Annotated in this window: 19 protein-coding genes; 12 read left to right on the top strand and 7 right to left on the bottom strand. The window is 71.6% G+C overall.

Annotation, left to right across the window (positions count from 1 at the left end; genetic code table 11):
• Window positions 1-15: 15 nt before the first annotated feature.
• The 4 genes from AC07FT_RS21950 to AC07FT_RS21935 all read right to left on the bottom strand — a co-directional run bounded on the left by AC07FT_RS21950 (window position 16) and on the right by AC07FT_RS21935 (window position 5294).
• Entirely contained in the window at window positions 16-2130 is a 2115-nt protein-coding gene (locus AC07FT_RS21950) for a HelD family protein (protein ID WP_479177709.1), read from the bottom strand.
• Between the two features lie 150 nt (window positions 2131-2280).
• The gene (locus AC07FT_RS21945) at window positions 2281-2925 is read right to left on the bottom strand and encodes a TetR/AcrR family transcriptional regulator (protein ID WP_479177708.1); all 645 of its coding nucleotides are present in this window, start codon (window positions 2923-2925) and stop codon (window positions 2281-2283) included.
• 65 nt (window positions 2926-2990) lie between these two features.
• Window positions 2991-3998 (bottom strand): aldo/keto reductase, encoded by a 1008-nt coding sequence (locus tag AC07FT_RS21940; RefSeq protein WP_479177707.1) that lies wholly within the window; start codon window positions 3996-3998, stop codon window positions 2991-2993.
• 264 nt (window positions 3999-4262) lie between these two features.
• Window positions 4263-5294: a PLL family lectin gene (locus AC07FT_RS21935; RefSeq protein ID WP_479177706.1), complete on the bottom strand. Its 1032-nt coding sequence runs from the start codon at window positions 5292-5294 to the stop codon at window positions 4263-4265.
• Window positions 5295-5528: 234 nt separating this feature from the next.
• On the opposite strand from AC07FT_RS21935, the gene AC07FT_RS21930 reads away from it, so the two are divergent.
• The 9 genes from AC07FT_RS21930 (at window position 5529) to AC07FT_RS21890 (ending at window position 15172) form a co-directional block, all read left to right on the top strand.
• Window positions 5529-6530 (top strand): hydroxyacid dehydrogenase, encoded by a 1002-nt coding sequence (locus tag AC07FT_RS21930; RefSeq protein ID WP_479177705.1) that lies wholly within the window; start codon window positions 5529-5531, stop codon window positions 6528-6530.
• Between the two features lie 142 nt (window positions 6531-6672).
• The gene (locus AC07FT_RS21925; protein ID WP_479177704.1) at window positions 6673-7758 is read left to right on the top strand and encodes a MerR family transcriptional regulator; all 1086 of its coding nucleotides are present in this window, start codon (window positions 6673-6675) and stop codon (window positions 7756-7758) included.
• Window positions 7759-7960: 202 nt separating this feature from the next.
• Window positions 7961-9874 carry a glycoside hydrolase family 127 protein gene (locus AC07FT_RS21920; protein WP_479177703.1) on the top strand — a complete coding sequence of 638 codons (1914 nt, stop codon included), beginning with the start codon at window positions 7961-7963 and terminating at the stop codon, window positions 9872-9874.
• A 99-nt stretch (window positions 9875-9973) separates the two neighbouring features.
• Window positions 9974-10225 (top strand): SGM_3592 family protein, encoded by a 252-nt coding sequence (locus tag AC07FT_RS21915; protein ID WP_479177702.1) that lies wholly within the window; start codon window positions 9974-9976, stop codon window positions 10223-10225.
• Between the two features lie 127 nt (window positions 10226-10352).
• Window positions 10353-11183: a basic amino acid ABC transporter substrate-binding protein gene (locus AC07FT_RS21910; protein ID WP_471199944.1), complete on the top strand. Its 831-nt coding sequence runs from the start codon at window positions 10353-10355 to the stop codon at window positions 11181-11183.
• A 40-nt stretch (window positions 11184-11223) separates the two neighbouring features.
• A complete protein-coding gene (locus AC07FT_RS21905) occupies window positions 11224-12009 on the top strand; it encodes an amino acid ABC transporter permease (protein ID WP_254750087.1) in 786 nt (261 codons plus the stop codon).
• 5 nt (window positions 12010-12014) lie between these two features.
• Window positions 12015-12845, top strand: a complete 831-nt coding sequence (locus AC07FT_RS21900) for an amino acid ABC transporter ATP-binding protein (protein ID WP_471199940.1) — start codon at window positions 12015-12017, stop codon at window positions 12843-12845.
• A 137-nt stretch (window positions 12846-12982) separates the two neighbouring features.
• Window positions 12983-13951, top strand: coding sequence for an acetylxylan esterase (locus AC07FT_RS21895; protein WP_471199937.1), 969 nt, complete (start codon window positions 12983-12985; stop codon window positions 13949-13951).
• A gap of 81 nt (window positions 13952-14032) precedes the next feature.
• Window positions 14033-15172 (top strand): CaiB/BaiF CoA transferase family protein, encoded by a 1140-nt coding sequence (locus AC07FT_RS21890; protein WP_479177701.1) that lies wholly within the window; start codon window positions 14033-14035, stop codon window positions 15170-15172.
• A 234-nt stretch (window positions 15173-15406) separates the two neighbouring features.
• On the opposite strand, the gene AC07FT_RS21885 is transcribed toward AC07FT_RS21890, so the two are convergent.
• Window positions 15407-17281 (bottom strand): ABC transporter ATP-binding protein, encoded by a 1875-nt coding sequence (locus AC07FT_RS21885; RefSeq protein ID WP_479177700.1) that lies wholly within the window; start codon window positions 17279-17281, stop codon window positions 15407-15409.
• A gap of 140 nt (window positions 17282-17421) precedes the next feature.
• Between AC07FT_RS21885 and AC07FT_RS21880 the strand changes: the two genes are divergently transcribed.
• Window positions 17422-17862 carry a MarR family winged helix-turn-helix transcriptional regulator gene (locus AC07FT_RS21880; protein ID WP_479177699.1) on the top strand — a complete coding sequence of 147 codons (441 nt, stop codon included), beginning with the start codon at window positions 17422-17424 and terminating at the stop codon, window positions 17860-17862.
• Between the two features lie 61 nt (window positions 17863-17923).
• Here AC07FT_RS21880 and AC07FT_RS21875 read toward each other — a convergent pair whose 3' ends face one another.
• Both AC07FT_RS21875 and AC07FT_RS21870 read right to left on the bottom strand, forming a co-directional pair.
• Window positions 17924-19321 carry an alpha-amylase gene (locus AC07FT_RS21875; RefSeq protein ID WP_479177698.1) on the bottom strand — a complete coding sequence of 466 codons (1398 nt, stop codon included), beginning with the start codon at window positions 19319-19321 and terminating at the stop codon, window positions 17924-17926.
• A gap of 279 nt (window positions 19322-19600) precedes the next feature.
• Entirely contained in the window at window positions 19601-20335 is a 735-nt protein-coding gene (locus AC07FT_RS21870) for a L,D-transpeptidase family protein (protein WP_479177697.1), read from the bottom strand.
• 154 nt (window positions 20336-20489) lie between these two features.
• On the opposite strand from AC07FT_RS21870, the gene AC07FT_RS21865 reads away from it, so the two are divergent.
• Window positions 20490-22475 carry an ABC transporter transmembrane domain-containing protein gene (locus AC07FT_RS21865; protein ID WP_479177696.1) on the top strand — a complete coding sequence of 662 codons (1986 nt, stop codon included), beginning with the start codon at window positions 20490-20492 and terminating at the stop codon, window positions 22473-22475.
• The gene (locus tag AC07FT_RS21860) at window positions 22472-24253 is read left to right on the top strand and encodes an ABC transporter ATP-binding protein (RefSeq protein WP_479177695.1); all 1782 of its coding nucleotides are present in this window, start codon (window positions 22472-22474) and stop codon (window positions 24251-24253) included. The genes AC07FT_RS21865 and AC07FT_RS21860 overlap by 4 nt, the downstream gene beginning before the upstream one ends.
• Window positions 24254-24330 lie beyond the last annotated feature (77 nt).

Genomic DNA, 24330 nt, shown 5'->3' with positions numbered 1-24330 from the left:
CGCCCGCTTCCGCGATCACCTCAGGGCGTCCGGCAGCGGGCGGTGATGAAGCACATCGAGCCGGGAGACGGCCCGGGTGAGGACCACATACAGCCGGTGGAGACCGCGGGGTTCGGCGTCCACGATGGCCGCGGGTTCGGCCACGACGACGTGGTCGTACTCCAGGCCCTTGGCCACGGTCGCGGGCAGGACGGTGACCCGCGCGGCACCGTCCGGCTCCTCGGCCGCGGCGGTCGCGATCCCGGCGCGCTCGAGGGCCTCCGCCAACCGTGCCGTGTCCGCGGCGGCGGCGATCACGGCGATCGAACCGTCCCGCTCCAGGGCACCGCGGACGGTCGCCACCACCTCCTCGGTGAGCCCTGCCGTCCGGTGGATCCGCAGGCTTCCGTCCCGGCGCAGCGAGCGCGCCACGGGTACGTCGACCGGAAGCGCGGCCAGGAGGCGGTTGGCGAGGTCGACGATGACCCCGGGGACCCGGAATCCGGTGGTCAACGGCACCACGGCGGCCTCCGGCTTCCCCAGGTGGCCCAGGTGTTCGGCCCAACTGCGGGCGGCCCAGGGGGTGGTGCCCTGCGCAAGGTCACCGAGAACGGTGAGGGAGCCGAATCCGGCGCGGCGGGCGATGGCGCGACACTCCATCGCGGAGAGGTCCTGTGCCTCGTCGACCACGATATGGCCGTAGCCCGCGGGTCGTTCGACGAGCCCGGCCACCTCGTCGAGGAGTATCAGGTCCGCCGCCGACCACCGGGCGCTCCTGAACGACCGCGGTGGTTTCCGCCAGAGCAGGGCCGACTGCTCCTGTGCGGTGAGCAGTCCGTCGGCGGCGCGGGCCAGCGCGCCGGCGTCGCCGAAGAGCTCGGCCAGCACCTCCTCCGGGCGGACGGCGGGCCATACGCCGTTCACGAACGCGGTCATGGCGGCGGACCGCTCCATCCGCCGCAGCCACGCGGTGCTCGGCGGTCCGGCACGGCGCTCGGCCTGACGCTGGAGGAGCCCGACCGCGCGGGACCGCACCCGCTCGCGTCCGATCGCGTACGGCGGGCGGGCGGCGCGCACCTCCTCGACGATCCGCTCCAGTTCATCGAGCGGGATACGGCGGCGGGAGGAGCCGTCGGGCACGGCGAGCGGTTCGGCGGGCGGCCCGACCCGGCCGTAGAGCGCGCGGGCGAGCACGGCCGCCATCCGGGCGTCGTGCTTGAGCTCCGCGGTGGCCGGGGCGTCGGTCGCGCCCACGGGGTGGCGGGCGATCTCGTCCTCCAGCGTGCACTGTCGGATATCGGCCTCACCGAGCGCGGGCAGCACCTCGGCGATATAGCGCAGGAAGGCACGGTTGGGGCCGAGGATCAGAAGGCCACCGCGCTGGATGCGCTGAGGGTGGGTGTAGAGCAGATAGGCGGCGCGGTGCAGGCCGACGGCGGTCTTGCCGGTGCCGGGGGCGCCCTGGACGCAGACCGAGTCGGTCAGTTCGCCGCGGACCAGGTCGTCCTGCTCGGGCTGGATGGTGGCGGCGATATCGCGCATCGGTCCCACGCGCGGGCGCTCGATCTCGCCGGTGACGATCCGGCTGGGATCCTGACGGGCCCGGCCGGAGGTGAGGTGCTCGTCCTCGATCCCGGTGAGGTCCTCCGCGTCGCCACGGCTGAAGGGCGCCCATCCGAAGCGGCGGCGGACCGCCACGCCCTGGGGGTCACGGGGGCCCGCCTGGTAGAAGGCGCGGGAGACGGGAGCCCGCCAGTCGATCACCATCGGGGGCGCCGAGGGGTGCTCGACGATCCGGCGGCGACCGATGTGATAGCGCTGACCGCGGTGGTCCCCGGCTTCGGGGGCGTGGCCGAAGTCGAGCCGGCCGAAGAAGAGCGGGGTGTCCGGCTCCTCGGCCAGCTCCTTGGCGTAGCTGCGCAGATGACGGCCGAGGACCTCGGCGTCCGCGCCGCTGCCCGACACGTCCTCACCGGTGATGACCTGGCCTCCCGCCCCGCGCACCATCCGGTCCAGCGCCGCGCGGCAGGAGTCGTGGTAGGCGCGTTCCTCGGCGAGCTGCCCGGTGAGCGCCTCGGCGGGATCCGCGGTGTCCGCGGGGAGCCCCCGGTCCGGCCCGGCGCCGCGGATGTGCTGTTCGGTCGTGGTCATAGCTGTGCCGCCCCCTCGTGCCGTTCGACCGGACCAGTATAGCGTGACTCGGTTAGTTTTTTAACCCGGTCACGTTTTTTATCGGGGGAACTTCATCGAGGCGGATCCCGGCCCGGCCGGGCGCTGCGGATCAGGCGTAGCGAGCGACGCTCAGGCGTAGGGAGCGAGGCCCGAGCCCAGCATGGTGAAGGCACGTTCGGCGGCGGTGACCGCGTCCGGGTGAACGCCCCAGGCGGTGGCTCCCGCCTCGACCCGGCGCCAGTTCTCCTGGGCCAGGATGCGCTGGACGGCGATGATCTGGCCCGCGGCGATGCGGGCGGTGATGTCGTCCGGTCCTTCCTCCTCCTCGGCCGCCTCCGCGAGGGCCGCGGCGAGCGCGTCCTCCGAGCGGCCGGTGTACGCGAAGAGCCGTGCGACCAGGCTGGGGGTGCCGTACAGCAGCCGGTGGAAGGCGAGCACCTCGGCGTCGTCGTTGAGCCCGGTCACCGGATCGTGGCGGTCCAGTCCGTCCAGGAAGTGACGCCGCAGCGCCTCCAGGGGCGCCTCCCCCGCCGTCCGGCCCCGCACCACCCGGGCCGCCTCGTCCTCGTGGTCGGCGAACCGGTGGAGCGCCAGATCCTCCTTCGAGGCGAAGTAGCGGAACAGGGTGGGCTTGGACACCTCGGCCGCGGCCGCCACATCGGCGACGGACACCTCGTCGAACCCCCGCTGGAGGAACAGCGAGATCGCCGTCTCGGAGATCGTCCGGTACATCCGCTGCTTCTTGCGTTCCCGCAGGCCCGTCTCACCGCTCATGGGTGAACCGTAGCCGCCGGTGTCTCCCCGGCGGGCGCACGCCCGCCGGGGAGACACCGGCACCCTCAGGGAAGGTCCACTCCGGCCTCCGCCGAGAGCCGGTCGATCTCGGCGAGTTCGGCGTCGGTGAAGCCGGGCGAGTCCAGCACCGCGACGTTCTGCTCGAGCTGGGCGACACTGCTCGCGCCGATCAGCACCGAGACCACCCGCGGGTCCCGCAGGACCCATGCCAGTGCCATCTGGGCGAGGGTCTGACCGCGCCCCTCGGCCAGCTTGTTGAGGGCGCGCAGCAGGGTGAGGCGCTCCTCGGTGAGCGCGTCCCGGGTGAGGAAGTGGCCGAGCGCCATCCGGGAGTCGGCGGGCACCCCGTGCAGATAGCGGTCGGTGAGCTGGCCCTGCGCGAGGGGCGAGAAGGCGATGACGCCGACGCCCGCCCGCGCCGAGGACTCCAGCACCCCGCCCTCGACCCCGCGCTGGAGCATCGAGTACGGATGCTGGTTGATCAGGTACGGGGTGCGCAGCTCCGTCAGGATCGCGGCCGCCTCGTCGATCGCCTCCGGCGGATAGTTGGACAGCCCCGCGTAGAGCGCTTTGCCCTGCCGCACCGCGCTGTCGAGCGCGCCCATCGTCTCCTCGAGGGGCGTGTCCGGGTCGAAGCGGTGGGAGTAGAAGACATCGACGTGCTCCAGCCCCGTCCGGGACAGCGACTGGTCGAGGCTGGCAAGGAGGTACTTCCGCGAGCCCCATTCGCCGTACGGGCCGGGCCACATGAGGTACCCGGCCTTGGTGGCGATGAAGAGCTCGTCACGGTACGGGCGGAAGTCCTGGGCGAAGACGGTGCCGAAGTTGGCCTCGGCGCTGCCGGGCGGCGGGCCGTAGTTGTTGGCCAGGTCGATATGGGTGACGCCGCGGTCGACGGCGCGGCGCAGCACCGCACGCTGTGTCCCGAGCGGGTGGGTGTCACCGAAGTTGTGCCACAGACCGAGCGAGACCTTCGGCAGCAGCACTCCGCTGCGTCCGCAGCGCTGGTACTGCATGGAGTCGTAGCGGTCGTCCGAGGCGATATGGACCATGCGGCGCTTCCTTGTCCTCGACGGGGCGTTCGGGGCGGACGGATACCTCCCCGGGCGGAGCGGGGATTCCGCCGCGCCGAGCCTGTCAGGTCTGCGCCGGGGCCGCGACGTCGCGCCCGTCGGCTCATCCGTTAGGGGGCCGGAAACGAAAAGGGGCCGCATATATGGCCGCACACATACAAGAGGCCAGCAGTGTGGGCATCACTGCCGGCGCTCGTCACGGCCTCAGGGTGCGCGATGAGGCCGGTCGCGGTGCGGTGGCCGTCAGACGAACGTCTGGCGCTGGAGCCAGAGGTCCCTGGCGGTTCCGCTGCCCTGGAGGAACACGTACAGCAGATTCTCCTCATTGAGGATGGGCACGCTCACGCCCGCCGATCCGATCGATCCGCCGAGCGACTGGAAGGCGGTGTAGGTCGGGTCGTTCTCGGTGGACTGGACGGCGACCCACAGGGCGTTGTCGGTGGCCTTGATGAACACGTTGATCCGGCCGTCCTGGCCGAGACCACAGGTGGGGCGCCAGACGATCTGCCCGCCCAGCTGGACCGGGGCGACGAAGGAGTTGTAGTCGTCGCTCTGCCCCACGCGCCACACCGCGGCATCGGATCCGCGGAAGAAGATCTGCACCCGTCCCGCCGCGTCCAGACACACCGAGGGCCGGCTGGTGACGTTGCTCGCGACCTGGACGAGGGGCTCCCAGGTGTTGGAGTTCGGGGCGAGCTGCTGGATGGTGTACAGGGTGTCCCCGACGCCCTTGATCGCCACCACGATGCGCCCTCCGCCGTCCAGGACGGGTGAGGGAGTGGCGCGGACGGCCCCGCCGAGGGAGGTCGGTCCGGTGTAGGTCTCGTACAGCAGGTCCTGGTTGCGGATGAACCAGAGCGCACCGTCGGTGCCGGGGAAGAACACCTGGATGCGGCCGTCGGCGTTGAGCACCGCGGCCGGGTCGTCACCGATGTTGTTGACCAGCCGCTGGGGGCCGCTGTAGCCGCCGTTGAGACTGGTCTGGGTGATGACCTCGAGGTGGTTGTCCGGGGTCCGGTAGAAGACGCGGATCTTGCCGTCCTTGCCGCGGATCGGGGCGGGGATGCCGTCGATCGACACGCCGGTGTACTGGAACCAGCCGAGCCAACTGCCGTCACGCCCCTCGACCCTGCTCCACAGGACGTTGGACCCGCCACGGATGAAGACCTGCACGCGGTCGTCGGCGAACAGGACTGGGGCGGGCTCCGAGTGGATACCGCCTTCCAGGTTGATCCAGGTACCCCACACGGTTCCGGGTGTGGTGGATATGGACATGAGGAACCTCCCTCTTCTCGTGAGGCCACGAGAGCGCACAGGTGTGCACGGATACACCCTCAGTGCCCGGGGAAAGCATGGCGAATACCTGAAGAGGGGAAGATTCCGGTATATGACTGACTATTAACAATAAGACTGCTATATGAGATTGAACCGCTTCGTTTTCTGACTGGCCTGTCTCCGCATAGCGAGAGAGGCTGATCGCCTCTCAATCTGTGTCATCAGGAGGCCACGGTGCCCGACTCCCCCGCCGCGCTGTTCGTGATGGACCCCGTCCACCTTCCGAAGCTCTTCCCGGCACCGCTGCTGGACCGTCTCGCGGCGTCCGTGACGATCCCGGCCGGCGCCGCCGTCCGGCCGTCGGAGGTGACCGGCGCCGACCCGGCCGCCGTGGAAGTACTGATCACCGGCTGGGGCTGTGAACCGCTGACCGCCGAGGTGCTCGACGGGCTGCCGAGACTGCGTGCCGTCCTGCACGCCGCGGGCAGCGTCAAGGGCCATATCACCCCCGCCTGCTGGGAACGCGGCGTCCTGGTCTCCTCCGCCGCGGCCGCCAACGCCCTGCCCGTCGCCGAGTTCACCCTGGCCACCATCCTCCTGGCGGGCAAGGACACCTTGCGGCTGCGCGCCCTGTACGCCGCCGAGCACCGTTTCCCCACCCCCGCGAGGACGGCGCGCATCGGCAACTTCCGGCGCCTGGTGGGGCTCGTGGGCGCTTCCCGGACCGGCCGCCGGGTCATCGAGCTGTTGCGCCCCTTCGATCTGGACGTGGCGGTGTACGACCCGCATCTGGAGGCCGCCGAGGCGGCGGCGCTCGGCGTCCGCCCGCTGCCCCTGGACGAGCTCGTGGCCACCAGCGACGTGCTGAGCCTGCACGCCCCGTCGCTGCCCGCCACCCGGCATCTGCTCGACGCGCGCCGACTGGCCCTGATGCCGGACGGCGCCACGCTGATCAACACCGCGCGCGGCGCCCTGGTCGACACCGACGCTCTGGTGGCCGAGCTGTCCGGCGGCCGGATCTCCGCGGTCCTGGATGTCACCGAACCGGAGCCACTGCCTTCCGGGTCCCCCCTGTTCACCCTCCCCAACGTCCTGCTCACCCCCCATGTCGCGGGGGCGCTGGGCCACGAACTGGAGCGGCTGGGTGCGGCGGTGGCCGACGAGGTGGAGCGGGTGGTGGCGGGGGCGCCGCCGCTCCACCGGGTGCTGCCCGGTGACCTCGGCCGGATCGCCTAGTGCCTGCCCGGCGGGTCCGGACGCCGGACACGATCCGGGCAAGGGACCCGGGGGAACCGCCGCCCCTCAGTTGACCTTCCTCCCGGGGGAAGGCTCAGCATCGTGGTGACCGGGCGGAGCGCCCGGTTCGGGGAGGGTGGACATGGAGTTGCTGACGATCGGGGCGTTCGCGCGGGCGGCGCGGCTGTCCGCCAAGGCGCTCCGCCGCTACGACGAGCTCGGGCTGCTCACACCGGCCCGGGTCGATCCGTACTCCGGCTACCGCTTCTACGACCCGGCCCAGTTGGAACGGGCCCGGCTGGTGGTCTGGCTGCGGCGGCTGGGCATGCCGCTGGCCCGGATCCAGGCCGTGTGCGAGCTGGAACCCCGGGCCGCGGCCCGGGAGGTCCGCGCGTTCTGGGCGCAGGTCGAGGCGGACACGGCGGCCCGGCGGGAACTGGCCGCCTTCCTCGACGACCATCTGTCCGGAAAGGACACCGCGATGTCTTCTGCTCACCACACCCTGGGAATCCGCTACGCCGTGCTCTCCGACACCGGCTCCGTCCGAGAGAGCAACGAGGACGTCGGCTATGCCGGGCCCCGGCTGTTCGCCGTGGCCGACGGTTTCGGCGGCGGTCGACACGCCAGTGAGGCGGCGGTCGAGGCGCTCAAACCGCTGGAGTCGGAGGTGCCGGGCGGTGAACTGCTGAGCGCGCTGGAGGACGCGGCCCGACGCGTGCACGCCTCGGTCAACGAACTCGCCGCGTCGGACCCGGCGCTGGCCGGGGTCGGCACCACCCTCACCGCCCTGGTGTGGTCGGGATCCGAGCTGGGCCTGGTGCACATCGGGGACTCCCGCGCCTATCTGCTGCGCGAGGGCGAGCTGTTCCAGATCACCCATGACCACACTCTGGTGCAGTCGATGGTGGACGACGGGCGGCTCACACCGGAGGAGGCAGCCTCCCACCCCCAACGGGCACTGCTGTTGCGAGCCGTGCGCTGTGGCTCGGATTTCACACCCGACCTCACACTGCGGGACGCCCGGGACGGTGATCGCTACCTGCTGTGTTCGGACGGGCTGAGCGGTGTCGTGGCCGACGAGGACATCCGGCGCGTCCTGGTCGCGGAGTCCGATCCGGGGCGGGCGGTCCGGACGTTGGTCGCCCTCGCCCAGCGGGCGGGCGGTCCGGACAACGTCACCTGTGTGGTGGCGCACGTCGCCGAGCGGCGTGCCCTGGTCCCGGCCTGAGTGGTCCGGGCGCTCCGGGTCAACCGCCCCCGTTCGCGGGGGCGGTGGGAACGTTCCCTGGCGAAGGTGACACCGATCCCTGGGAGATTGGGGCTTGTCGCGGGCAAAGTGCCTGCTTATGCTCACCGCGGCGACCGGTTCCCGTGCCTGTGACCAGGAGACCCGACAGGATCACCGGCGGTCCGCCGTAAGGGGAAAGCACATGTCCGCAGGACCGATCCGCCTCTCGCCGGAGGCGCGCACCGCGCTGCGCCCGGCGACCGCGGCCCGTATCACCGGTGGCTTCTGGGCCACCCGACGCCGTATCAACGCGGAGGTCAGCGTTCCGCAGGGGTGGGAGGGGCTCGCGGCGGCGGCCGCCGAGCACCCTTCCCCGGACGCGGAGGAACACCTGTGGCTGGAGGCGGCGTCCTGGCAGCTCGCCGAGGGCGGCGGGGGCACGGCGTTCCAGGAACTGGCCGAGCGGGTGGGCCGACTGGTCGGCGCGGCGCGCGCCGAGGAGGAACGCCGGGCGCCGTCCGCCCCGGTCCGGCCCATGGAACGGCGGTGGCCGGCGTCGGTACCGGAGCGCGCGCCGGCGGTCCCGGAGACCGAGCTGCGCGACGCGGTCCCGCTCCTCCAGGCCGCGGTGGCGCACCGGCGGGCCACCGGCGAGAGCACCCTGCTCGATGTGGCGCAGCGCTCCGCGGATCGCCTCGGCGCCCTCTTCGACGCGGGCGCCGACATGGACCCGGTGTGCGGGCCCCCGGGGATCGGCGCGGCGCTGGTCGAGCTGTACCGGGAGACCGGGGAGCGGCGTCACCTCGAACTCGCCGAGTACCTCCTGGACCGGCGGGAGCGGGACGGCCTGGGCACCGGTGCGCCGGAGGACGGGCCCGAGGGGCCCGGCACCGATCCGGGAGGCGCGCGGCGCCGGGATCCGCTGCCGGTGCGGGAGGCGTCGCAGGTCACCGGAAACGCCGTGGACCGGCTGCGACTGCTGACCGGGGTCGCCGATCTGGCGGCCGAGACCGGCGACCGGGGGCTGCGGGAGGCCCTGGTGCGGCTGTGGGAGGACATGGCCGCCACCAAGACCCATGTGACGGGCGGGGTGGCCGCCCGGGACGCCGGGGAGTCCTTCGGGGACGCGTACGAGCTGCCGCCGGACCGGGCATACGCGGAGACCTGCGCGGCCGTCGCCGCCATCGGCTTCGGCTGGCGGATGGCGCTGCTGACCGGCGGCGCCCGCTACAGCGATCTCATCGAACGCACCCTGTTCAACGCCTTCGCGGCCGGGGTCTCGCTGGACGGCACGCGCTGGTCCGGGATGAATCCGCTCCAGGTCCGCTGCCACGACGAGGGAGCGCCGGCCGGGCGGCCGGGGCGCGCGCCGTGGTCCGGTGCCGGCTGCTGTCCGCCCCGCGCGGTAGGGCTGCTGGCCTCGCTGCCGCACTACGTGGTGAGCGGCGACGCCGACGGCCTCCAACTGCACCAGTACGCCTCCGGCTCGTACGCGGCGGGTGGCGGCGCCGTGCGGGTCGGCACCGCCTACCCCTGGGAGGGCCGTATCGCGGTGGTGGTGGACGAGGCCCCCGAGGACACCGACTGGACGCTGTCGCTGCGCATCCCGCCCTGGGCGCGGGAGTACGAGGTGACGGTCGGCGGTACGCCCCGGACGGAGCGGGCCCGGGACGGCTGGCTGCGGCTGCGGCGGCGATGGCGGCCCGGTGAGGTGGTGGTGCTGAGCCTGCCGCTGTCCCCCCGGAGGACCCGTCCGGACGCACGGATCGACGCGGTCCGCGGCTGTGTCGCGATCGAGCGGGGACCGCTGGTGTACTGCCTGGAGGGAGCGGACCTGCCGGAGGGGATCCGGCTCGACGACCTCGCGCTGCATCCGGGCGCGCCGCTGGACGAGGAGCACCGGCCGGGGCTGCTCGGCGGGGTGACGGTGATCACGACCCGTGGGCTGCGCAGAGCGGTCCGCTCCCGCGCGTGGTGGCCCTACACCGACGGTGGCGATGGTGCGGAGGGGGCCGCGGCGCCCACCGACCCGGTGCCGGTCCATCTGACCGGGATCCCCTACTACGCCTGGGCGAACCGCGGGGACGGCCCGATGCGGGTGTGGATCCCGGTGTAGCTCCGCGCCCGGGGCACGGCGGAACTCGGCCGGTGCCCCGGGCGTTCCCCGTTCAAGGGAGTGTGTGCCCCAGCGGCACCGGCGGACGGGAGGTGCCCTGTGAGCACCGGATCCACGGACCGGGGACCGGACGACGACGCGGAGGGCGCGGACGGCGCGGACCACTGGGACGACGTCGTGCTCGACGAGGACTTCATACGTGGAGCGGAGGTCTCCGAGCCCGCCGCGCGGACCCGGATGCTGAGGGAGCGCTGGCGGCGCGGTGCGCCCGAGCCCCAGCCCTGGCGGGCGGACGAGCCACCGGCGGGCTGGTTCTGGAGCAAGCGCCGCAGGTGGCGACGGCGCCGCTGACCATCCCGCCGTTATCCGCTCGCAACGCACACGGCGGGTACATCTGGGCGCCACCGATGGCAGGATGCGGGCCATCTCACTGATCACGTGTTCCGTGGGGTCGTCCCCGACCATGTCCGGAGGTGCCGTGTCCGCTCGCTCCGCACTGTCCGCCACTGCCATCGCCGCAGCGTCCGTCCTGCTGGCCGGGTGCACCAGTACCGCGTCGTCCGGGTCCGGCGGCTCGAAGATCAGCCTGGTGCAGTCCGGGAAACTCACGACCTGTACCCATCTGCCGTACGCGCCCTTCCAGTCCAAGGAGGGCAAGAAGATCGTCGGGTTCGACGTGGACCTGGTCGACCTGGTCGCCTCGGCGCTCAAGGTCGAGCAAGAGATCGTCGACACGCCCTTCGAGGGCATCCAGTCCGGGGAGGACCTCAACGCCAACAAGTGCGATGTCGCCGCCGCCGGGATGACCATCAACGACGTGCGGGAGAAGAACCTCGATTTCTCCGACCCCTATTTCGAGGCCACCCAGGCCCTGGTGACCAAGAAGGGCGAGCCCTACTCCTCACTCGGCGATCTTGACGGCAAGAAGCTGGCCGTGCAGCAGGGAACCACCGGGGAGGCGTACGCCCAGAAGCGTGCCAAGGGCGCGAAGCTGGTCCAGTTCGAGGACCTCGCGCTGCTGCTGACCGCTGTGAAGACCGGCCAGGTCGATGCGGGCGTCAATGACAACGGTGTGCTCTACGACTACGTCAAGGACAACCCCGACACCGAGGTCACGGCCGAGTTCAACACCGGTGAGCAGTACGGCATCGCCGTGCGCACGGGCAATGACGCCTTGCGCAAGAAGGTCAACAAGGTGCTGAAACAGGCCCGTGCGGACGGCCGCTACGACCGGATCTACAAGAAGTGGTTCGGCACCGCGCCCAAGAAGCCCACCAAGAAGGCCGCCACGGAGCCCGCCGCGAACTGACGCCCGCGACCGCCACCGGAGCTGAGGAGTCCGCACAGTTATGGCAATGACCCGTCGGCAGCGGGCGCGGGCGATACGGGCGGTGCAGTACGCCGTGCTCGTCGCCGTGCTGCTCGTCTTCGTCCTGGCCGCGGACTGGGGTGAGCTGCGTCGTGCGTTCTTCGACGCGGAGGTCGCCCGGTCCCTGTTCCCCGACGTCATCACCACCGCCCTGGTCAACACCGTCGTCTACACCCTGCTCGGCTTCGGTTTCGGGCTGGTGCTGGGGCTGGTGCTCGCGTTGATGCGACTGTCCCAGGTGCCGCCCTACCGCTGGCTGTCGATCGCCTACATCGAGTTCTTCCGCGGAGTTCCGGCGCTGCTGGTCTTCATCGCGCTGGGCTTCGGTGTGCCGCTCGCCTTCCAGGTGGCCCTGGACCGGTATGTCACCGTGATGCTGGCGCTCGGCCTGGTGGGCGCCGCCTATATGGCGGAGACGATCCGCGCGGGTATCCAGGCGGTGCCCAAGGGGCAGATGGAGGCAGCGCGTTCGCTGGGCATGTCCCACGGCCGCGCGATGGTCTCGATCATCATTCCGCAGGCGTTCCGGATCGTGCTGCCGCCGCTCACCAATGAGCTGATCCTGCTCACCAAGGACTCGTCCCTGGTCTATCTGCTCGGGCTCTCCCTGGACCAGTACGAGCTGTCCAAGTTCGGCCGGGACGCGCTCAATCAGCACCGCAGTCTGACTCCGATCCTGGTGGCCGGGGTGTGCTACCTGGTCATCACCGTTCCGCTGGGACATCTGGTGCGGCGGCTCGAAGCCCGTACGGCGAAGGCGAGGTGAAAGGGATGGACAAGGACACGGAGGAGGCCGGGCGGCCCGACGGTGTCGCCATCCGGGTCGAGAACCTGCACAAGTCCTTCGGTGAACTGGAGGTCCTCAAGGGCATCGACCTCACGGTCCGGCGGGGCGAGGTGGTGTGTGTGATCGGCCCCTCGGGGTCGGGCAAATCCACCCTGCTGCGCTGTGTGAACCTCCTGGAGGAGCCCACTTCCGGCTCGGTGACCGTGGCCGGGGCGGAGGTCACCGATCCGGACGTGGACATCGACCGGGTACGGCGCCGGATCGGCATGGTGTTCCAGGCATTCAATCTGTTCCCGCACCTCACGGCGTTGGAGAACCTCACCATCGCCCAGCGCCGGGTCCTGCGCCGCGACAAGGCGGAGGCACGCCGTATCGGCCGGGAGAACCTGGGGCGAGTCGGTCTGACCGCTAAGGAGGACGCCTATCCGGCACAGCTGTCCGGCGGACAGCAGCAGCGGGTGGCCATCGCGCGGGCGCTGTCCATGGACCCGGAGCTGATGCTGTTCGACGAGCCGACCTCGGCCCTCGACCCGGAGCTGGTCGGCGATGTCCTCGCCGTCATGCGCACCCTGGCCGACGAGGGGATGACGATGCTCGTGGTCACCCATGAGATGAGCTTCGCCCGCGAGGTGGCGGACCGGGTCGTCTTCATGGACGACGGAGTGATCGTGGAGGAGGGCGGTCCGGAGCGGGTGGTGGCCGACCCCCGCCATCCACGGACCCGGGCGTTCCTCAACCGGGTGCTGGACCCGGCCGCGGCCCGGGTCGGCGAAGTGCAGGACACCGGACCGCACGACGCACGCGCCGACCGCTGAGGAGTGCGGGGCCGCGCGCCACGGTGTGCGGCCCCGCGCCATGGGGTCTCATGATCGTTACCCTCTTGACCAGCGGTTCGAACGCTGATCGGATACCCGGATACCCGTTGGTACACGGATACTCCGGAGGTCCTTCCGTGTTTGTCGATCTGCCCCTGGACCAGTTGCACGCCTACCGTCCCCGGCTGCCCGAGCCCGAGGGCTTCGACGCCTTCTGGGAGCGCACCCTGACCGAGGCCCACACGGTCGACCTGGACGCGGTGTTCACGCCGTACGACGCGGGACTCGGCCGGGTGCACACCGATGACGTGGAGTTCTCCGGTTTCGGCGGACACCGGATACGCGGCTGGCTGCTGGCCCCGCGGGACGCGACCGGTCCGCTGCCGTGTGTGGTGCAGTACCTCGGCTACACCCGAGGACGCGGACTGCCGCACGACTGGCTGCTGTGGCCGTCGGTGGGCTACGCCGTCCTCGTGATGGACACCCGCGGCCAGGGCTGGTCCCCGCACTCCCCCGGCGCGACCTCCGATCCGGTGGGCGGTACCGGTCCCGAGTCGCCGGGCATGATGACCAAGGGCGTCCTCTCGCCGGAGGACTACTACTACCGGCGGCTCTACACCGACGCCGTGCGCGCGGTCGCGGCGGCCCGGTCGCATCCGCTGGTGGATCCCGGACGGATCGTGGTCAGCGGTGCCAGCCAGGGCGGCGGTATGGCCCTCGCCGTGGCCGGGCTGGTGTCCGATCTGGCCGGCGCGCTGGTGGATGTGCCGTTCATGACGCACATCCGCCGCGCGATCGAGATCACCGACGCCGATCCCTACGGTGAGGTCGCCCGTTTCTGTGCCGGGCAGCGCCATCTGACGGACCAGGTGCTCACCACGCTCGACCACTTCGACGGGCTCAACTTCGCGGCGCGCGCCCAGGCTCCCGCGCTGATCTCGACCGCGCTGCGCGATGAGATCACCCCGACGTCCTGCGGTTTCGCCGCGTACCACCACTACGCGGGTGAGAAGGAACTGAAGGTGTGGCCGTTCAACGGCCATGAGGGCGGTTCCACCCATCAGCAGGCGGAGCAGATCACCTTCCTGCGGCAGCTGCTCGGCTGAGCCGTGCGGGGGCGGCGGCGTTGGCCGCCGCCCCGCGCGGGGAAGACAGTGGCCCATCCGCAATCCGAAGGAGTGTCCTCCGTGTCCGCACAGCCGCTGGACGGCATCACCGTCGTCGCCCTGGAACAGGCCGTCGCGGCCCCGTACGCCACCCGCCAGCTCGCCGACCTGGGCGCACGGGTCATCAAGGTGGAACGGCCCGGACGGGGCGACTTCGCCCGTGACTACGACCGTGCGGTCAAGGGGGCCTCGGCCTACTTCGTCTGGATCAACCGCGGCAAGGAGAGCGTCGTCCTGGACATCAAGGACGACGCCGACCGGGCCGTCCTGGACGGGCTGCTCGCCCGCGCGGACGTCTTCGTGCACAATCTGGCGCCCGGTGCGGTGGAACGGCTCTGTCTCGGCCCCGAGGCGTTGCGGGCCCTGCACCCACGTCTGATCACCTGCGCCATCTCGGGGTACGGCGACAGCGGGCCGTACCGCGACAAGAAGGCGTACGACCTGCTCATCCAGTGCGAGACCGGGCTGCTGTCCATCACCGGAAGCCCCGCGGAACCGGCCCGGCCCGGGATCTCGATCGCGGATATCGCGGGCGGGATGTACGCCTACAGCGGGATCCTCACCGCGCTGTACGAGCGGGAGCGCACCGGCGAGGGGACGGATCTGAGCGTCAGCCTCCTGGACGCGCTGGGCGAGTGGATGGGGCATCCGTACTTCAGTCAGCAGTACGGCGGTACTCCCGTGGCCCGCAGCGGGGCGCGCCATCCGTCGATCTCCCCGTACGGCGCCTACACCTGCGGCGACGGGGCGCAGGTGTTCCTGAGCGTCCAGAACGACCGTGAGTGGGTCGCCCTGTGCGAACGGGTGGTGCGCCGCCCGGAGCTGATCCGTGATCCGCGGTTCGCGGACAACCCGTTGCGCCGCGCCCATGACGAGAAGCTGACGGCCGAGCTGGAGGAGTGCTTCGCGGGGCACACCGCCGACGGGCTGATCGCGCTGCTGGACGGGGCGGGCATCGCCAACGCCCGGCTGCGGGACGTCTCCCAGTTCGCCGCCCATCCCCAGCTGGAGGCCCGCGACCGCTGGGGGGAATTCGGCTCCCCCGTCGGACCGCTGCGAGGGCTGCTGCCACCGGTCGAGGTGGCGGGCCGCCGGGCGCCGATGCGTCCGGTACCGGAACTCGGCGAGCACACGGATGCGGTGCGCGCCGAGTTCACCTGACCCGCCGTCTCCCGGTCAGCGCGACGGGCTCCGGCGCAGGCGCCAGGTCCTGTCCTGTCGGTCTTCGTGGATCAGCCCGCGGCGTCTGGTGCAGGGGGCACCTCCCAGCGGTAGCTGGGGGAGCATCGCACGGCGGAGGGTCGTCCTCGTACCGGGCGTACTCGGACGATCCCGACAACGCGGCGAGGCGCGGTGCCAGGCGTCGCGGGCCCACGACGACCGGCAGGACAGGGCCTAAGCGGACGGGGCCGTCTGGACCGCCGGGACCGGGTCCTGGTCCTGGTCCTGGTCCTGGTCCGCCGGGGCGGGTGACAGCTGGGCGTCGCGGCGCACCAGCGCGGCGTAGCGGCCGTCCCGGGCCATCAGCTCCTGGTGGGTGCCGCGCTCGGCGATCCTGCCGCCGTCGAGCACCACGATCTGGTCGGCGTCCCGCACGGTGGACAGCCGGTGGGCGATGGTGATGGTGGTACGTCCGGCGGACAGGGCGTCGACGGCGTCATGGACGGCCTGTTCGGTACGGGTGTCGAGGGCGCTGGTGGCCTCGTCGAGGATCAGCACCGGCGGATCGCGCAGGATCGTCCGGGCGATGGCCAGGCGCTGCTTCTCACCGCCGGAGAACCGGTAGCCCCGTTCGCCGACCAGGGTGTCGTAGCCGTCGGGCAGGGAGGCGATGTGGTCGTGGATCTGAGCGGCCTTCGCCGCGGCCACGAGGTGGTCATGGGTCGCGTCCGGCTTGGCGAAGCGCAGGTTGTCGGCGACGGAGGCGTGGAAGAGGTACGACTCCTGGGAGACGACGCCGACCGCTCGGGCGAGGGTGTCGAAGTCGAGGTCCCGGACGTCGACTCCGTCGATCAGCACCCGGCCGCCGGTCACGTCGTACAGCCGGGGCACCAGATAGCTGAGGGTGGTCTTGCCGGAGCCGGTCGGGCCGACGACGGCCAGGCTGCGGCCCGCCGGGACGGTCAGCTCGACCCCGCGCAGCGTGCCGGCGGCGGATTCGGGTTCCCGGGCGTCGTAGTCGAAGTCGACGCTCTCGAAGCGGACCTCGCCCTTTACGCTCTCCAGCCGCCGGGGCTCGGCCGGTTCGGTGATGTCGATCGGCAGGTCGAGGTACTCGAAGATGCGGGCGAAGAGCGCGAGGGAGGTCTGCACCTGGACCCCGGTGGACAGCAGGCTCACCGTGGGCCGGAACAGACCCTGCTGGAGCGAGACGAAGGCGACGAGGGTGCCGATGGAGACCGACGGGCCGCCCGAGCGCAGGGTGACTCCGGCGGCCCAGTAGATGACGGCGGGCATGGCGGCCATCACGATGCCGATGGTGGACATCCGCCAGCGCCCGGCCATGCTGGAGCGGACCTCGAGGCCGACCAGGCGCTCGGACTCCCGGGAGAACTCCTCGGTGAGCGAGGCGGAACGGCCCATGGTGCGGCCGAGCAGGATTCCGCTCACCGACAGCGATTCGGTGACCATCGCGGACATCGCGGCCATCTGCTTCTGGCGCTGGGAGGTGATCTTCTTGCGTTCGTCGCCGACGCGGCGGCTGATCCAGACGAACAGCGGCAGCAGGAGCAGCGAGATCACGGTCAGCCGCCAGTCGAGGGCCAGCATGGCGACCACGGTGGCGACGACGCTGGTGAGGTTGGAGACCAGCGAGGTCGCGGTGGAGGTGACGGTGGCCTGCATCCCGCCGATGTCATTGGCGATCCGGGACTGGACCTCACCGGTGCGGGTGCGGGTGAAGAAGGCCAGCGGCATCCGCTGGAGCCGGTCGTAGACGGCGGTGCGCAGATCGTGCATCACCCGCTGGCCGACCGTGGTGGAGATGAAGGTCTGGAGCACGCCGAAGCAGCTGGTGACCACGGCCGCGGCGATCATGCCGAGGGCCAGCAGGGTCAGCAGTCCGGTGCGGCGTTCGGGGATCGCGGTGTCGAGGACCTCGCGCAGCAGGAACGGCGAGGCCACCGAGACCAGCGCCGAGGCGGCGACGAGCAGGCCGACCACGGCGAGGCGGCTGCGGTAGGGGTGGAAGAGCCGGAGGATGCGCCGCACCTGGGCGGGGCGTTCCGGTTCCGCGGGCGATGGGGTCCATGACGAATCGTCGCGGTGCATGGGCTCCTTCTGGTGGCAGGGTCCGGCGGCGGGGAAGGCGCCACCACCGGGGACCGGACGGTCCGGCCGACGAAGCTATCGGAGCATAGCTCATTGTTACCTAAGCTCACAATGAACACGATCCTGATAGACTTCCGATCATGCCCGAGCCCGAGACCTCCGGCCTCCTGGCGGAGCAATTGCTCCATCTGACCCGGAAGCTGCACCGCGCCCAGAAGCGCCACCTGGAGCCGCTGGGCATCACCCCCGCGCAGTCCCGGCTGCTGCGCACGGTCGCGCACACCGACGAGCCGCCGCGGATGGCGGACCTGGCACGGCGCCTGGACGTGGTGCCGCGCGCGGTGACCACGCTGGTGGACGCCCTGGAGACACACGGCTCGGTGCGCCGGATGCCGGATCCGACCAACCGGCGGGTGATCCGGGTCGAGCTCACGGACACCGGCCGGTCGACGCTGCGGGCGCTGCGCGAAGCCCGCCGGTCGGCGGCCGAGGACATCCTGGCACCGCTCAGCGCCGAGCAGCGGGAGGCCCTGGGCAGCGTGCTGGACACCCTCTCCACCGCGCATGACCGCCCGTGCTGAAGCGCCCCGTGGACAGGTCCGGTGTCCACGGGGCGCGTCGATGACGGTCGGGGGCGGGCGGTCAGCCCTTGGCGCCGGTGTGCAGCGCCAGTGCGCTCCTGGCCGGGAGGGTGGTGCGCAGCGTGCCGTCGTCGGCGACGGCCACCGTATCGTCCTCGCACTTCTCCGGTGACGCCTTGGCCACATTGCAGTAGGTGCCCGCCGGGAGCGAGGTGCGGAAGGTCTCGCTCAGCTCACCGCCACCGTTGTTGAGGGCGACGAAACCCCTGTCGCCACGGCTGAAGGCGAGGGCGCTGCCGCCGTTGTCCCACCAGTCCTTGAGCTCGGCACCGGCGACCTGGTTGCGGAAGCCGACCATGCCGGTGATGTCGGTCCTGGCGTGGGTGCAGGTCCATCCCCCGCCGCCGCCACAGCTCGCCGCACCGCCCGCGGGCGGGCCCGCGTCCTTGTCGGTCCACTCGTAGCCGGAGTACACGTTCGGCGAGCCGTAGGGCGAGGCGAGCATGAAGACGTTGGCGAGGGTGTAGGACGCGCCGTCCTTGTAGGTGAGGGTCGAGCCGTTGCGCTCGGTGTCCCAGTTGTCGACGAAGGTCCGGGCCTTGTCACCGCTCAGCTTTCCGTCGGCCACCGACTTCAACTGGGCGATGTCGCCGCCCTGGAAGGCGCTCCTGAGGTGGCTGCCGTAGCGGAACTCGTCGACGTCGCCGATCCCGGTGTACTCATCGGGCGAGACGGCCTCGCCCCCGCCGTAGATGACCTCGGAGACCCACAGACCCGGATCGGCCATCTTGCCCTTGATGGCGGCGAGGTCGTCGGCGGCCATGTGCTTGGCGGCGTCGATGCGGAACCCGTCCACGCCGAGCGAGCGGAGGTCGCCGAGGTACGTGGCGATGGCGCCGCGGACGTAGTCGCTGCCGGTGTCGAGGTCGGAGAGGCCGACGAGTTCGCAGTTCTGGACGTCACCGCGGTCGCCGTAGTCGGCGATGTCCTTGCGGCAGCGGTGGAAGTCCTGGTCCTGGTAGGTGCCCGGATAGGTGTACTTGGAGTACGACGTACCGCCGGTGCCGGTACCCGAACCCGACGACATGTGGTTGATGACCGCGTCGGCGATGACCTTCACACCCGCCTGGTGACAGGCGCCCACCATGTTCTTGAAGGCCTCCCGGTCACCGAGCCGTCCGGCGATCCGGTAGCTGACGGGCTGGTAGGAGGTCCACCACTGGCCGCCCTGGATGTGCTCGGAGGCGGGCGAGACCTCCACATAGCCGTAGCCCGCCGGGCCGAGCGAGTCCTTGCACGCCTGCGCGACCGCCTCGTACTTCCACTCGAACAGGGTGGCGGTGACCGTCTTGTCGCCCGGTGGGGTGGCCTGGGAGGGCCAGGGGGCGGCAGTGGCGATGGCGGCTGCGGTCAGCAGCCCGGCCAGCGTTCCGCCCAGCAGACGGGACCGGTGTCGCATAATGCGGCTCCTTCGGGATCCGGGCACCGGAGTGCCCACGAAGGCAGCCACGCGCCAGGCCACCGTGGGGGGAAGCGGAACTGCCGCCCCGGGGGCGGTGGTTCCGCACGGCAGCCTGCCGGTCTGGCGCTGAACACGTCAAGACATGGCGCAAAGGTTTCCAGTCACTTGCAGAAAAATCTTGCGCCGATGGGATACGGACGCCGGAGCGGACGACCGTAGTGTCGCAGCGTCAGACCAGCCGACGTCGGATCAGCACCACGTCGGACCGGCGCGGCCTCAGGCGGCCAGATGCGCGCCGTCCCCCATGACCACCACCGGATGCAGTTTCGGGTCGAGGTTCTTCAGCAGGTACTCCATACCGGACTTGGAGAGGCTGACGCAGCCCGACGTACCACTGCCGTGGTCCATGTGCAGCCAGATCGACCCGCCCTTGCGCTGCCCCTCCGGCCGGGTGGGGTCGAGCGGTGAGGCGCCCTTGACGCGGTTGTAGTCGATGGCGATGACGTAGTTGAAGTCCGTCCAGTGCGACTTGGGCCAGTAGTGAGGGGCGGCGAAGGAACCGGACGCGGTGTAGGGCAGCCGGGCGCCGGGGTCGGGCAGCACTCCGCCCGCGTCACTGAGCGTGTAGACACCCACCGGACTGCGCTTGTCACCCTCGTGGTGACTCGTCGTCCAGCCGCGCTTGCCGTTGTGCGCGGCCCAATCCCGGGTGCGCTCCCAGGACTTGCCCCGCTTGGTGTACAGCACGACGGTGGAGTCGGCCGAGTTCACCCCTTTGCCGTAGACCGCGATGACCTGACGGGCGTCGGCGGGGATCCGGGACTGGAGGCCGTCACCGACCTTCGGAATGCGGGTGGGGTCCGGCGCGGGCGCTCCGCCGCGCTGCGCCCGCCCGCCCTCGCCGCCCTTGTCGCCACCGCTGTCGCCCCCACCGCCACAGGCCGTGAGAAGCAGGAGGGCGGCGGCGGCCGCGGCCGCCGTACGGATGGACTTCGTGCCGGACATTCGCATGTCCCCCATCGTCCCATCCCGGCACGAAAGCACCGTGGGCGGAGTGGCGTGTTCCCTGCTCCTGGTGGAAAAACCAGTTGAATTCGCACCTCCCCAAGGACGAACCTGGCTCGTCCGTCCGCCAGCCCGCGCACCGCCCGAGACCTGGGACCTCATGCACATTCGCGATCTTCCGTACACCGATCCCGGCAGACCCGACGTACGGTCAGGTCCCGGGTTTCTGCTCTGGCTGGGGAGGAACCAGCTGGGCGGGCAGATCAAGGCCGCGCTGTGGGGGCTGGTGCACATGGCGGCCCTGGTGTGCTTCCCCGTGGCGATCGGTTTCGGTGTGCAGGCGGTGGTGGACCGCTCCGGTGCGCGGCTCGCGCAGGCCGGTGCGCTGATGGTGGGACTGACCGTGCTCACGGCGCTCGGGGACGCGATGCTGCACCGGGCGGCCGTCACCAACTGGATCACCGCGGCGGCACGGGTGCAGCAGCTGCTGGCCCACAAGGCCGTGGAACTGGGCTCGGCGCTGACCCGGAGAGTGGCCGCGGGCGAGGTGGTGGCGGTATCCACCGGCGACGTCGAGAAGATCGGCTGGTTCGTCGAGGCACTGTCCCGCTTCACCGCGGCCGCCGTCACCACCATCGGGGTGTGCGTGGCCCTGGTCCTCTACCAGCCGGCGCTCGGCGCGGTGGTGGCCGTCGGGGTACCCGCGCTGGCGCTTGCCGTACTGCCGTTGCTGCCGCCCGCCGCCCGGCGGGCCGAGGAGCAGCGGGACAAGGCCGGACACGCGACCGAGCTGGCTTCGGACACCGTGGCCGGGCTGCGGGTGCTGCGCGGGATCGGCGGCGAGGAACTGTTCCTCGGGCGCTACCGGCGCGCGTCGCAGGAGGTGCGGGCGGCCGCGGTGCGCAGCGCGCGGATGTGGGCGCTGATCGCCGCCGTCCAGGTGGCGCTGCCGGGTCTGCTGCTGATCGGTGTTGTCTGGTACGGCGCCGCACTGGCCCAGGACGGACGGATCGCGGTGGGTGAGCTGGTAACCGTCTACAGCGCGGTCACCTTCCTCCTCTTCCCGCTGCGCCACTTCGAGGAGATCGCCATGGCGTACTCCTTCTCCCGGCCGTCCGCGCGGCGCGCGGCGCGGGTGCTGGCCCTGTCGCGTCCGGCGCCGGGGGACGGCGACGGCGCCGAGGGAACGCCCGGCGATGCGAACGGCGCAGGCGCCGGGGACGACCCGTCGGCCCCGTCCGGCGGCGATCTGTACGACCCGGCGAGCGGCCTGCGGGCACCGGCCGGCCGGCTGACCGCCGTGGTCTGCGGTGATCCGGACGCGGCGGGACGGCTGGCGGACCGGCTGGGCGGACATCCCCCGGAGCACGGCGCGGACGCGGACGGCCCCGGTCCGGCGCCGTCCGCACTGCTGGGCGGGGTCGCCCTCGACGGGCTGCCGCTGGCCGCGGCGCGCGGCGCAGTGCTGGTGCAGGACAAGGATCCGGTGCTGCTGTCGGGGACGCTCACCGAACTGCTCGACGTACCGCGGTCGGGCCGGGTCACCGCGCGGGAGGCGCTGGACGCGGCCCAGTGCGGCGATGTGCTGGAGGCGCTGGCACAGGCGTCCCTCGACGAGGAGGGCGAGGCCGACGCGCTGCGCACACGGATCACCGAGCGCGGCCGCTCACTCTCCGGCGGCCAGCGACAGCGTCTGGCGCTGGCCCGTTCGCTGGTGACCGACCCGGAGGTGCTGGTGCTCGACGAGCCCACCTCCGCGGTGGATTCGCACACCGAGACGCGGATCGCGGAGGGGGTGCGGCGGTTGCGGGAGGGCCGGACGACGGTCGTCCTCACCTCCAGCCCCCTGCTGCTGGACCGGGCCGACCGGGTGGTCTTCGTACGCGAGGGCGAGGCGGCCGGGGCGGGCACCCATCGGGAGCTGCTGCGGGACGACCCGGAGTACCGGGCCGTCGTCATCCGTGAGCCGGAGGAGGAACCCGGCCGGCGGGCGGCGCCGCCCGCCGGGCCGGACGGCGCGAAGGAGGTGACCGGTGCCCAGCCGTTGAACGGCGGCGCGGCCCGGTCCGGTTCGCTCCCGTGGCCGGACGGCGAGGGTCCCGGGGACGTCGGGCGGATCGAGGAACAGATCGAGGAGTCGGCATGATCGGCGTGGCATCCCCCGCCTACGACCCGGCCGCACCGGAGTCGGCGACGACACTGCCGGTCGGCACACCTCCCACCGTGCGGGCCTACGTCCGCGAGCTGCTGAGCCGGCACCGCCGGGCGTTCACCGTGCTGATGGCGGTCAACGCCACCGCCGTACTCGCCTCGATGGTCGGCCCGTACCTGCTCGGCAGTCTCGTCCAGGACCTCGCGGAGGGCCGGGACGATCTGCACATCGGACGCACGATCACGCTGTTCGCGGTGGCGCTGGCGGTACAGACCGTCTTCGTGCGTATGCTGCGGCTGCGCGGCGCGGTACTGGGCGAGCAGATGCTCGCGGATCTGCGCGAGGACTTCCTCGTACGGTCGGTGGGATTGCCGCCCGGGGTGCTGGAGCGGGCCGGGACCGGTGATCTGCTCTCCCGCATCACCACCGATATCGACCGGCTGGCGAACGCCATGCGCGAGGCCGTGCCCCAGCTGGCCATCGGTGTGGTCTGGACGGGGCTGCTGCTGGGCGCGCTGACCGTGACCGCCCCGCCGCTGGGCCTGGCGGTCCTGGTCGCGCTGCCGGTGCTGGTGGTCGGCTGCCTCTGGTACTACCGCCGGGCGCCGTCCGCCTATCGCTCGGAGGCCGCCGGGTACGCCGCGGTGTCGGCCTCCCTGACCGAGACGGTGGACGCCGGGCGCACCATCGAGTCCCATCGGCTGGGCGACCGCCGGATCGCCCAGTCGGAGCTGCGCATCCGCCAGTGGACCGCGTGGGAGAGGTACACGCTCTGGCTGCGGTCGGTGCTGTTCCCCGTGATCAACGTGACCTACACACTGATCACCGGTTCGGTGCTGATGATCGGCGGCTACTGCGTGATACGGGGCTGGATGTCCATCGGGGAACTGACGACCGGGGCCCTGCTGTCGCAGATGCTGGTCGAGCCGATCGGGCTGATCCTGCGCTGGTACGACGAGCTCCAGGTGGCCCAGGTCTCGCTGGCCCGGCTGGTGGGGGTGCGGGAGATCGAGGAGGGGCCCGGTGACGACGGGGTGGCGCCCGAGGGCCGGGAGGTCCGCGCCGACGAGGTGCGCTTCGGCTACCGGACGGGCAGCGACGTCCTGCACGGGGTGTCCATGACGGTACCGCCGGGGACCCGGCTGGCGCTGGTGGGGCCCTCGGGGGCGGGCAAGTCCACACTGGGACGGCTGCTCGCGGGGATCTACGCGCCCCGGGCGGGCGAGGTGACCCTCGGTGGCGCGGAGCTGGCGCGGATGCCCGCGGAGCGGGTGCGCGAGCACGTCGCGCTGGTCAACCAGGAGCACCACGTGTTCGTGGGCTCGCTGCGGGACAACCTGCTGCTGGCCCGCACTTCCGCACAGGACGCGGAGCTGTGGGCGGCGCTGGGCGCGGTGGACGCCGACGGGTGGGCGCGAGCGCTGGAGAGCGGTCTGGCCACCGAGGTGGGCTCGGGCGGGCTGGTGCTCACCCCGGCCCAGGCGCAGCAGATCGCACTCGCCCGGCTGGTGCTCGCCGATCCGCACACCCTGGTGCTGGACGAGGCGACCTCGCTGCTGGACCCGCGAGCGGCGCGCCATCTGGAGCGCTCGCTGGGACGGGTGCTGGAGGGCCGGACGGTGGTCGCCATCGCCCACCGGCTGCACACCGCGCATGACGCCGATGTGATCGCCGTCGTCGAGGCGGGCCGTATCAGCGAACTCGGCAGCCATGACGAACTCGTCGCGGCGGACGGGGCGTACGCGGCGCTGTGGCGCTCCTGGCACCAGTGAGTCCGCCGGCGCGGACGTGTCCCGTCCGACCGCCCCGGCCCGGTGGAACCCGGGCCGGGGCGGTCGGACGCTGTACG

The sequence above is a fragment of the Streptomyces sp. NPDC045899 genome (assembly GCF_056431485.1).
The sequence above is the reverse complement of the archived record's forward strand: the minus strand, read 5'-3'. Positions and strand labels throughout refer to the sequence as shown.